Genomic DNA, 12718 nt, shown 5'->3' on the forward strand with positions numbered 1-12718 from the left:
TTATTAGATTTAAAATAAGAAATAATTTTTGAAAACATTCTTGTTTCAGAGTAAACAAGAATGTTTTTGAAAAGAGCCTGAAAGGCTCAAAGCAACAACAAAGGACAACGTCCTTTGACAATAGAATGGAAGCGAAAAAGCCCTGAAAGGGCGAAAGCAATTAATGAAATATAGACAAAGGCTTGCGCCCTTTCAGGGCTTTGCTATATGATTTGTAATTCATAGGATTTTATCCTATTATGTTGCTTAAAGGCCGTTGGCCTTTTAACCGAGTTTAAAACTTCACTAAAAAAGAAAAGCAATGGCACTAAATAAAATAAACGCAGGCTTGTTATCGCTGGTTTTCGCATTTTCAACTTTAAGTGCGCAACAGCATTTAGATCCTGAATATGTAAAAGTTACTAACGAAAGAGCTGCGAAAATCGTTACCAAATTAGATTTGAAAAACGAAGCAAAAGAAAAAGCAGTTTCGAATATTATAGCGCAGCAATTCAGAGATTTAACAGAAATTCAGGACGGAAGAGATGCTGAAATCAAAAAAGTAAAAGAAGACACTTCTTTAGCTAAAGAAAAACAAAACGAGAAAATTGACAAGTTGAAAGCAAATGCAGACAAGTCAATTGCAAAACTGCATAAATCTTATCTTAAAAAATTAAGTAAAGAATTATCAGAAGATAAAATTACTGAAGTTAAAGACGGAATGACTTATGGCGTGCTTCCAATTACAGTTGCAGGTTACAACGATATGCTTCCAAACTTAACGGCAGAACAAAAAGATTACATCTACAAAGCTTTAGTTGAAGCAAGAGAACACGCAATGGACGGAGGTTCATCTAAAGAAAAACACGGCTGGTTTGGTAAATACAAAGGAAGAATCAACAACTATTTATCAAAACAAGGATATGATTTAAATAAAGAAAGTAAAGATTGGCACGAACGTGTTGAACAAAGAGAAAAGAATAAAGTAAAAGATTCGACTGCAAAAGAATAATTTTCTCTTTTAAAACTTTCTATTACAACTATTAACTACAACCACACACAATTCAATGCAAAATATTTTTCCAAACCATACTTTAAAAAGAACATTTATGGCATTGTCATTTTGTTCTCTTGTATCATCGGCGTATGCTCAATATCCCGTAATTCCAAAACCCGTTCAAGAAAAAGCCGATGCTATTTTAGCTGATGAAGAAAAAAGGCTGAGCGAAATTTGGAATGCTAATCTTTATATAATCAAAGAAGAAGCAAAACAAGGAAAACCTTATTTACCTTGGGCTTCGTATCCAAAAGATTTTGTTTTTGCTGACATTCCTGCTTTTCCAGGTGCTGAAGGCGGTGGAGCATTTACACAAGGCGGACGTGGCGGAAAAATATTTGTAGTTACGAGTTTAGAAGACAGCGGAAAAGGAACTTTCCGTGAAGCCTGCGAAGCAGTTGGAGCGAGAACAATTGTTTTCAACGTTTCGGGAATCATTCAACTGAAAAAAAGAATCAGCATGCGTGCGCCTTACGTAACCATTGCTGGACAAACCGCTCCAGGTGATGGGATATGCATTGCAGGAGAAACTTTAGAAATTGATACACACGACGTTATTATTCGCCATATGCGTTTCCGTCGTGGAGCAACCGAAGTAACGAGAAGAGACGATGCGCTTGGAGGAAATCCAATGGGAAATATCATTGTAGATCACTGCTCTGTAAGTTGGGGATTAGACGAAAATATTTCTTTGTATAGACATCAATTTGCAGCTAATGCAAAATCAAAACTGGAGAAATTACCAGCTTGTAATATCACGATTCAAAACACTATTTCATCAGAAGGTTTAGACACTTATAATCATGCTTTCGGAAGTACAATCGGCGGATTAAATAGTACTTTTATGCGCAACTTATGGGCCGACAACATTTCTAGAAATGCTTCAATCGGAATGTATGGCGACTTTAATTTTGTGAATAACGTAGTATTCAATTGGTGGAATCGTACTCTTGATGGAGGTGATTATCGTTCGATGTTAAATATCATCAACAACTATTTCAAACCAGGACCAATAACTCCTGTAAACGAGCCTATTTCACATAGAATTGTAAAACCTGAATCTGGATATATTGAACCAAAACAATACGGAAGAGCGTATGTTTCAGGAAACTTTATTGTTGGTTCTCCTGAAGTAACGGCAGACAACTGGAATGGAGGAGTACAATTAGAAAACCTTCCAGAAGCGGAAACAAAAGAATTTTTAGCAGCAATTAAACAGCCAAAACCTTTTTCAATGCCAAAATTCAATATCATGTCGGCAGAAGAAGCTTACGATTTTGTTTTGACGAATGTTGGAGCAACAATTCCGAAAAGAGATGCTGTTGACGAAAGAATTATCAAGCAGGTTAAAACTGGAAAAATTGAAGTAAAAGACGGTTTAGAAAATTCAATCGGAAAAGAATATATCAAAAGAAGATTACCTGCCGATTCTTATAAAAAAGGAATCATAACGCATCCAGATCAAGTTGGTGGCTATCCAACTTACAAAGGAAAAGCCTATAAAGATTCAGATAATGACGGAATTCCAGATGCTTGGGAGAAAAAATATGGTTTAAATCCAAACGATGCTTCAGATGCTAATAGAGATGCAAACGGAGACGGTTACACCAACATCGAGAAATATTTTAACGGAATCGATCCAAACAGTAAAATTGATTGGACGAAAACGGAAAATAATACAGATACATTGGCGAAATTAAAGTCTTTATTACAATAATGATTTTAATTAGTTAAATATTCTCAAAACCAACCTGACAGGTTTTAAAAACCTGTCAGGTTTAATTACGAAAAGAATATCCATCTAGTTTGTCATTTCGACGAAGGAGAAATCACACAAGTAATTCGACAAAGATTGGCGATTTTCAGAGTGAAGTTTCTAGTGCGATTTCTCCTTCGTCGAAATGACAAAATTGTGGAGAAAGACAAATCTAAAAATTATATGAGCTTATATTACTCATATGGTTTAATTTTAAAGTCAAAAAAATAATAAGGTGAATTTTATCCAATTTATAAATACAATCTCCCTTCAAAAAGATAAAATAGTTTTGTCTGGTTTGGCGATGCTTTTCAGTATAAACATCACAGCCCAAAACAATTTCCCAGATATCACCAAAACCAAAGAAGGAAAACTTTCTTTCACAACAGATAATCAAGGAAACCAAATTCCTGATTTTTCTTTTGCAGGGTACAGAAACTCTGAAGTAGCAATTCCGAATCTGGACAACAAAATTTTTGTTTCGAAACAAGAAGAAGATGCAACGCAGAAAATCCAAAATGCAATTGATTATGTCAGTGCATTAAAACCAGATAAATCAGGATTTCGTGGAGCCGTTTTGTTAGACAAAGGAACTTTCAAAATCAGCGGAACATTATACGTCCGAAAATCGGGTGTTGTTCTAAGAGGAAGCGGTAATACCGAAAACGGAACTGTACTTTTAGGAACCGGATTAGAAAGAGAAGCTCTAATTAGAATTTTAGGCGTAAACGATAAAGCTTATAAAGATTCATTTGAATTAGCAAACGCTTACACACCACTTGGAATGCAGAAAATCCAATTAAAAAATGCTTCAAAATTGAAAGTTTCTGATGAAATTGAAATCAGCAAACCCTTGACTGATAATTTCATTAAAGAAGTAAATATGCAGGATTTTGGCGGAGAAACTTCTTGGATTGGATGGAAAAAAGGCGCTTGGGATATGACTTGGAATAGAGTTGTAACTAAAGTTAACGGAAATGAAGTTACTTTGAATGCTCCAATTACAATGTCGTTAGATGATGTTTTCGGAGTTTCAAAAGTAACCGTTTATTCATGGCCGGGAAGAGTTGAAAATGCAGGAGTTGAAAATATCTTGATTAAATCGACTTTTAATCCTTCAAATTTAAAAGACGAAGAACACAGATGGCAGGCAATTAGTATCGAAAACACTAGAAATGCTTGGGTAAAACAAGTGAATTTTAAACATTTTGCAGGCGGAGCTATTACGATTTTAAAAACAAGTCAGCAAATTACAGTTGAAGATTGTATTGTAACTGAACCAGTTTCAGAAATTGCTTCATTTAGAAGACATACTTTTTACACAGAAGGTCAGCAGGCACTTTTTCAACGTTGTTATTCAGAATTTGGATATCATGATTTTGCTGTGGGAGGATTTGGAACAACGGGTCCAAATGCTTTTGTTCAGTGCGAATCCCATCTTCCTTACAGTAACAGCGGAGCAATTGGAAGTTGGGCAACTGGAGTTTTATTTGACATCGCTAATATCGACGGAAAAGAACTTAGTTATAACAATAGAGAACAAGGCGGAAGAGGAGCTGGATGGACAGCAGCAAATTCTGTAATCTGGGAATCTTCAGCTTCAAAAGTAGAATGTTATAGTCCGCCAACAGCTCAAAACTGGGCTTTTGGAGTTTGGGGACAGTTTGGAGGAAACGGACATTGGAAAAACGTAAACGAACATATCAGTCCAAGAAGTTTATTCTACACACAACTAGAAGCCAGATTAGGAAAACTACCAGTTCAGCCTTTTATCTATGATTTAGGTTCTGAAGCTTCTTCAAGTCCGAGTATAGAAGTTGCTGCAGAATTGACTAAAAACTCTGCTACAACAGCAAAAAGTTTACAAGAATTGATTGTAGAAGCTTCAAAAGCAAATCCGATTAATACAGACAGCAAAGGTTTAAAAAATGCAAACGATTTAAAAGTTGCGTCAAATAAAACAGAAAAATCAACTTCTAAAGTAACTACAGAAAATGGCTGGTTAACTTTTGAAGGAAAAGTAATTGCAGGAAAACAAACCAATGTAGCTTGGTGGAGAGGTGATTTAAGTGATGATTTCGTTAATAAATCAACACCGCATATCACTCGTTTTGTTCCAGGAAGAACAGGAAACGGATTGACAGATAAAGTACAGGAAACGGTAGATTATTTAACTAGAAACAATATCGTTGCCTTAGAGCACAATTACGGTTTATGGTACGACAGAAGAATGGACGATCATGAACGTGTTCGTCGAATTGATGACGATGTTTGGCCCCCGTTTTACGAACAGCCTTTCGCCAGAAGCGGAAAAGATTTTGCTTGGGATCATCTTAGTAAATATGATTTAACAAAATTCAACGATTGGTATTGGAGTCGTTTAGCGCAGTTTGCAACATTGGCAGAACCAAACGGACAATTGTTAATCAATCAGCAATATTTTCAGCATAACATTTTAGAGGCAGGAGCGCATTGGGCAAGTTCACCTTGGCGTTCAGCAAATAATATCAACAGCACAGGATTCCCAGAACCGCCGCCTTACGCAGGAGACAAACGTATTTTTATGGCGGAGCAGTTTTATGATATTACGAATGCCGAAAGAAGAAAATTACACCAAGGATTTATTAGAAAATCTTTCGAAAACTTTCAAGATAACAGCAATGTTATTCAGCTAACAAGTGCAGAATATACGGGTCCGCTTCATTTTATGGAATTCTGGTTGGACGAAGCCCAAAAATGGAAAGACGAAACGGGTAAAAAAGGTTTGATTGCTTTAAGTGCAACGAAAGATGTTCAGGATGCAATCCTAAACGATGCAAAAAGAATTAAAACAGTTGATGTAATTGATATTCGTTATTGGTATTACAAAGAAGATGGTTCGGCTTACGCACCGCAAGGAGGTGTCAATTTAGCACCAAGACAGCACGCCAGAAAATTAAAAACTGGAAAAGAAACGGATAATCAGGTTTATCGTGCCGTTCGTGAATACAGAGAAAAATATCCTGAAAAAGTCATTTTGTATTCAACAGATGGTTCTTCAAGATTCGGATGGCCGGCTTTAATGGCTGGAGCTTCATTGCCAAATATTCCGAAAATTGAATTGCCTCAGTTTTATGCCGCTTTAAGCGAAATGAAATTAGTTGACGGAAATACGTTTTCAGACAATCTTTGGAAGTTAGAAAATAAAGGAAAAAGCTATCTTTTTTACTTGAAAAACGACCAAGACATCACAATCGATTTATCAAACGAAAAAGGAACATTTGAAGTATTTGCCATCAATGCAACAACAGGAAATATAACGAAAAAAGCCAACATCAGCGGAGGAAAACAAGTCACAATTCCACAAGCTGAAATAAAAGAAAAAGTGCTTTTTGTAGTGAAAAAATAGTTAGCCACTCCCGATAGCTATCGGGATTCACAGATTAAAAGGATTAAAAGTAAAATCTGCCTAATCTGTGAAATCTGCGGGAAAAAATATAAAGACAAAGCTTGGAAAATCCATTAAATCAGTGAAATCTGTGGCAAAAAAATAAAACACAATTCAAAAACAAACCAAAATGAATCTGAAAATTAAATCTTTATACGCTCTTAGTATAAGCTTTATGTTTGCAGCACAAAGCGGATTTTCGCAATCTGCCAAAACAAAAGCATCATTGCCTGAAATCAAAGTATCTAAAAATCAGCATTATTTTGTGACCGAAAACGAAAAACCATTTTTCTGGTTAGGCGACACAGGCTGGCTGGCATTCGGAAAATTGGACAGAGCAGGAGTTGATAAATACTTTAAAGACAGAAAAGACAAAGGATTCAATGTCGTTCAGGTAATGGTTTTGCATAATATAAATGCTGTCAACGTATATGGCGATGCCGCTTTAATCAACGAAGACGTTTCAAAACCCTTGATTACGGCAGGAGATGATTTCAAAGACCCAAAACAATACGATTATTGGGATCATGTGGATTATACGTTAGACGTAGCTCAAAAAAACGGAATTTACGTTGCAATGGTTCCAGTTTGGGGAACAAACGTTTCAAAAGGAAATAAAGTAAGCAAAGAGCAGGCAACTGAATATGCTCAGTTCTTAGCTAATAGATATAAAAACAGAACCAACGTAATTTGGTTAAACGGTGGAGACACGCACGGAAATGAATTTCAAGATATCTGGAATGCCATCGGAAATACTTTAAAAACTAACAATCCAAATCAGTTAGTGACTTTTCATCCGTTTGGAAGAACCGATTCTTCAGAGAATTTCCATAATGAAAAATGGCTGGATTTCAATATGTTCCAATCTGGACACAGAAGATACGATCAGGATTCAATAAAAGCGAATTTTAAAGAAGACAATTACAAATTCGTTCTTAGAGATTTCGAATTAAAACCAACAAAACCAACACTTGATGGAGAACCATCATACGAAGGAATTCCACACGGTTTACACGACACTTTACAGCCAAAATGGACAGCAAACGACGTTCGCCGTTACGGATATTGGTCGGTTTTATCAGGCGGAGCAGGTTATACCTACGGACACAACGCCGTAATGCAAATGTTCAGAAAAGGCGACAAACCAGCTTACGGAAATAAAGAATTATGGACATCAGCCATCAATGCGCCTGGAGCAAAACAAATGATTTATATTAAGAAATTAATGGAAGAGTTTCCGTTTTTAGAAGGAGTTCCAGATGTTTCATTAGTGGTTAACCAAGGAGAAAAATACGATTATATTCCAGCCATAAAAGGAGAAAAATATGCTTTATTATACACTTACAACGGAAGAATAATAGAAGTAAAACTAGGAAAAATTGCTGGCGATAAATTCGAAGCAACTTGGTATAATCCCAGAAATGGAAAGAAAACTAAAATCGGAACATTTGATAATAAAGGAACTCAAAATTTTCAACCAGAAGGCAAAAAGGATGATGGCAATGACTGGGTTTTGATTTTGAAGTCTATTTAAGTAATTAGTGAAAAGTAAAAAGTAATTAGTGAAATGCAATTTGTAAGTAAGTAATCACCAATTATCCACAATCTTGTCATTTCGACGAAGGAGAAATCTTCGCAAGAAACTCTACAAAGTTGCTCAAGCATGCGGAGCCACTAACGAAGATTTCTCCTTCGTCGAAATGACAAAAAATGAGAATAAAATATTTCACGCAGATTTAAAATGATTTAAGCATATTCTGCAGATTTTTTAAAATATAAATCTGCGTTGATCTGCCAAAATCTGCAAAATCTGCGTGAAACCAAAAACACAACTATGAAAAACATACTAATAATACTCTGCTTTATAACAGGATTGAACACCACTTTCGCAAACGACGGCTGGCTAAACATCTTAAACGAAGGCGGAAACAACAAAGGAATAAAATGTACTCAAGCCATTCAGAATGCTATCGAAAAAGCATCCAAAAACGGCGGAGGAACTATCTTTTTTCCTGCGGGAGAATACTTAACAGGAGCTTTAACATTAAAAAGCAACATCACAATTCACTTAGATTCTGGAGCGCTTTTAAAGTTTTCAGAAAACTTCGATGATTTCTTGCCTTACGTGGAAATGCGTTACGAAGGAATTGTAATGAAAAGTTTTCAACCCTTATTTTACGCAAAAGACGTAGAAAACATCACAATCACAGGAAGAGGTGTAATCGACGGACAAGGAAAAGCGTGGTGGAATGAAGTATACCGAATTGAAACAGCCAAAGAACCGCTTCCTCCAACAAAATACCAAACCATGTGGGAAGAGCAGAACAAAGGACTTTACACAGAACCGTATTATAAAAGAACGGTTGATAAAAAATTCTTTAGACCATCTTTCTTTCAGGCTTACAATTGCAAAAATATTTTAATTGAAGGCGTAACCTTTCAAAATTCACCATTTTGGACAATCAATCCAGAATTTTGTGATAATGTAACCGTTACAGGGATTTCAATTTTTAATCCGCATTCGCCAAATACAGACGGAATTAATCCTTCTTCTTGCACCAATGTTCGTATTTCAAACTGCCATATCAGTGTTGGAGACGATTGTATCACAATCAAATCAGGAAGAGACGGCGACGGACGTAAATATGGGAAAGCAACAGAAAATGTAACCATCACAAACTGCACTATGCTAAGCGGTCATGGCGGAGTAGTTATTGGAAGCGAAATGTCAGGCGGAATCAAAAAAATCACCATTTCAAATTGTGTTTTTGACGGAACAGATCGCGGAATCCGTATCAAATCGGCACGTGGAAGAGGCGGAGTGGTAGAAGATATTCGCGTCGATAATATTGTTATGAAAAACATCAAAGAGGAAGCCATCGTTTTAAGTCTTTTTTACGATAAGGGAACTACAGTTGAACCTGTCACAGAGAAAACACCAATTTTCAGAAACATTCACATGAGTAATATCACGGCTTCAAACGTAAACAAAGCTGGACAGATTTTGGGAATTACCGAAATGCCAATTCATAACATCACTTTTTCAAACATTAATATGGATGGAAAAGAAGGATTTACGGTAAGCACAGTAACAGATGTTGAATTTCATGATGTAAAAGTAAACGCAACAGCAGGTTCTTCATTCAAAATATCAGATTCAAAAAATATTATTTTAGACAATGTTGGATCTTCAACGGCAATAAAAGGAGTTCCCGTTATCAAATTAGATAATGTTTCAAATGTGTTGATCAATAATAATTTTCCATTCAATCCAACCGATATTTTTATCGAGGCGGATGGGAAAGACACTAAAAACATTTTCTTGAAAAACAATGTTTTAAACAATGTTACAACGAAAATCAAAAAAGGAGCTTCTTTAGATAAAAAAGCAATTACAGAATAAAAACTGGTGAGCCAACTTTGTCAAAGTTTCAAACTTTGACAAAGTTTAAACACAATGCAATATGAAAAAAATATTCATCATACTAACCCTTTCACTTTTTGCGATTAGTTATTCGCAGAAAAAGAAAGATTTATATCTTTTTACGTCGTTTAGAGAACCCGCAACAGAAGGTTTATATTTGGCATACAGCGAAGACGGATACAACTGGAAAGGTTTACAAGGATCATTTTTAAAACCAGAAATCGGAGCCAGTAAAATCATGCGTGATCCGTCAATTACAAAAGGAGCAGACGGAACCTATCACATGGTGTGGACAACCGATTGGAAAGGCGGAAATGGTTTTGGTTACGCCAGTTCAAAAGACCTGATTCATTGGTCGGAACAGCAATATATTCCGGTAATGAAGAACGAGCCAGAAGTGGTAAACGTTTGGGCACCAGAGATCTTTTATGATGATGTAAAAAAAGAATACATAATTATATGGGCATCGACAATTCCGTTTCGATTTGAAAAAGGAGTGGAAGAAGAGAAAAACAACCACAGAATGTATTATGTAACGACTAAGGATTTTAAAACTTTTTCAGATACAAAATTATATTACGATCCAGGTTTCAGCGTAATTGATTGTGTGATTGTCAAAAAAGGCAAAAAAGATTATGTTTTGGTTTTAAAAGACAACACAAGACCAATGCGAAATATAAAAGTAGCTTTCGGAAAATCGCCTTTAGGTCCGTTTGAAAAAAGCTCAGAACCTTTAACGGAATATTTATCAGAAGGCCCGACAGTAGTGAAAGTCGGTAAAAACTGGTTGTTGTATTATGATAATTACGGTTCAAAAAATTATAAAGCGTTAAGCACAACAGATTTTGTTCATTTTGAAGATGTATCATCAAAAATAAGCCTTCCCGAAGGACACAAACATGGAACGATTACAACAATTTCAAGCGAAGTTTTAAAAGGATTAATTGATAGAAAATAAAAAGAAAAGGCCGCAGATTGCACAGATTAAAATGATTTTTATAGTATTTAATAATCAGAAAAATAAATCTGCGTAATCTGCAAAATCTGCGAGAAAAAAAATTACTCTCGCAGATTTTGCAGATCAAGCAGATAAAAAATAATCTTTTAAATCTGTGCAATCTGTGGCAAAAAAAATAAAAAATGATTGCTTTCCAAAACATAAAAACCAATATAATTACAGCCACAATTCTTTTGGTTGCAACAGCTGTAAATGCCCAAAACGACACAGTTCGTTATGTTGGCAAAACACTTTCCAACATCGATTACCATCACGGACAGTTAAGTCCAGCAGTTGGAGTTCACACTACACAAATTATGCGTGCAAGCCGTGAACATCCTGAAAAGGCGGATGGTTTTGGCTGGACATACAATCACCAGCCGATGATGGCGTATTGGAATAATACTTTTTATCTGCATTATTTAAGCGATCCTTCTGGAGAACATATTCCGCCAAGCCAGACTTTATTAATGACTTCTAAAGATGGTGTAACGTGGATAAAACCAAAAGTGATTTTCCCAATTTATAGAATTCCTGATGGATGGAAAAAAGAAGGCGTAGAAGGCGTTGCCAAAGATTTGGATGCCATTATGCACCAAAGAATGGGTTTTTATACTTCAAAAGACAAGCGGTTTTTTGCTTTAGCTTATTACGGAATCGCAATGGATGAAAAAGACGATCCAAATGACGGGAAAGGAATTGGACGTGTCATTCGTGAAATTAAAAAAGACGGAAGTTTTGGCGAAATCTATTTCATCAGATACAATAAAACTTGGGACAAATCGAAATCAAAATTCCCATTTTATACAACTTCAAAAGACAAAGGATTCAAAAAAGCTTGCGAAGAAATTTTATCGAATCCGTTAATGTTACAGCAATGGGTAGAAGAAGCCGATCGCGATGACGAATTGATTCCGTTACAGAAACCGTATAAAGCTTTTAGTTATTATCATTTACCAAACGGAAATGTAGTAGGTTTATGGAAACACGCTTTAACTTCGATCAGTAGAGACGGAGGAAAATCGTGGGATTATATGCCTTTGCGTGCACCAGGTTTTGTAAATAGCAATGCTAAAATCTGGGGACAAAAAACGTCAGACAATCGTTATGCAACGCTTTATAATCCGTCAGAATACCGTTGGCCTTTGGCAATTTCGACAAGTGATGACGGATTGAACTATAAAGATTTATTATTAGTTCACGGAGAAGTTAGTCCGATGCGTTACGGCGGAAACTACAAATCTGCGGGACCTCAATACGTGCGCGGAATCACAGAAGGCGATGGAACTCCTCCAGACGGAAAAATTTGGGTGGGTTACAGCATGAATAAAGAAGATATTTGGGTAGCATCTATTCCTGTTCCGGTAACTTCGGTTGTGACAGAAAATGTAAATGATGTTTTCAATACTCTTCCAAACGGAGAAGAATTGAAACTTTGGAATACCTACGATCTTTCTTGGGCATCCACAAAAATCGAAAAGAAAGCCGATGGTAAAAAATGGTTGACGTTGAGAGATCAGGATTATTTTGATTATTCTCGCGCCGAAAGAGTGATTCCTTTCGCAGCAAAAATGGAAGCTGTTTTTACTGTAATGCCAGAGCAAAATAATCATGGTTTATTGCAGATTGAATTCCAAAACAAACAAGGTTTACCATCGGTAAGATTGATTTTTGATTCGGATGGAGAATTAAAGGTCAAAAATGGTGCGCGTTTGAGTTCGGTTACAAAATACGAAGCAAACAAAGCGTATAAAATCACAGTTAAATTAGATGCTAAAAACCGTCAATACACTATAAAAGTAAACGACGGAAAGGAAGCAGCAAAGATATTTTACGCGCCAACAGATGGTTTTGAGCGAATTATGTTCCGCACAGGAGAACAAAGACATTCGCCAGATCCTGACACAGCGCCAGATACAGACGATTACGACGATCTGCCTCAAACCGGAAAATTAATTCCGGAAGCAGTATTCAATATCGAGTCGTTGATAACTAAAAAGTTGTAAAAATTATGGAACGCGGATGAAACTGATTCGCTATCGCGAAGACGCAGATTTGCACAGATTTTATATTTTTAG

At 36.1% G+C, this 12718-nt stretch carries 7 protein-coding genes; all 7 read left to right on the plus strand.

Annotated elements, in window-relative coordinates; genetic code table 11:
- Positions 1-301 precede the first annotated feature (301 nt).
- Positions 302-991 carry a DUF3826 domain-containing protein gene (locus B3J44_RS02705; RefSeq protein ID WP_286965617.1) on the plus strand — a complete coding sequence of 230 codons (690 nt, stop codon included), beginning with the start codon at positions 302-304 and terminating at the stop codon, positions 989-991.
- 55 nt (positions 992-1046) lie between these two features.
- A complete protein-coding gene (locus B3J44_RS02710) occupies positions 1047-2753 on the plus strand; it encodes a polysaccharide lyase (protein WP_286965620.1) in 1707 nt (568 codons plus the stop codon).
- A 274-nt stretch (positions 2754-3027) separates the two neighbouring features.
- Positions 3028-6180 carry a DUF6298 domain-containing protein gene (locus B3J44_RS02715; protein WP_286965622.1) on the plus strand — a complete coding sequence of 1051 codons (3153 nt, stop codon included), beginning with the start codon at positions 3028-3030 and terminating at the stop codon, positions 6178-6180.
- A 169-nt stretch (positions 6181-6349) separates the two neighbouring features.
- Complete coding sequence (locus B3J44_RS02720; protein ID WP_286965623.1) at positions 6350-7753, plus strand: glycoside hydrolase family 140 protein; 1404 nt, start codon at positions 6350-6352, stop codon at positions 7751-7753.
- Positions 7754-8053: 300 nt separating this feature from the next.
- Positions 8054-9622, plus strand: coding sequence for a glycoside hydrolase family 28 protein (locus tag B3J44_RS02725; RefSeq protein WP_286965624.1), 1569 nt, complete (start codon positions 8054-8056; stop codon positions 9620-9622).
- A gap of 61 nt (positions 9623-9683) precedes the next feature.
- The gene (locus B3J44_RS02730) at positions 9684-10601 is read left to right on the plus strand and encodes a glycoside hydrolase family 43 protein (protein WP_286965626.1); all 918 of its coding nucleotides are present in this window, start codon (positions 9684-9686) and stop codon (positions 10599-10601) included.
- A 182-nt stretch (positions 10602-10783) separates the two neighbouring features.
- Complete coding sequence (locus tag B3J44_RS02735; protein ID WP_286965628.1) at positions 10784-12646, plus strand: six-hairpin glycosidase; 1863 nt, start codon at positions 10784-10786, stop codon at positions 12644-12646.
- Positions 12647-12718 lie beyond the last annotated feature (72 nt).

The organism is Flavobacterium sp. UBA4854 (assembly GCF_002399805.1).
GTDB classification, from domain to species: Bacteria; Bacteroidota; Bacteroidia; order Flavobacteriales; family Flavobacteriaceae; genus Flavobacterium; species Flavobacterium ginsengisoli.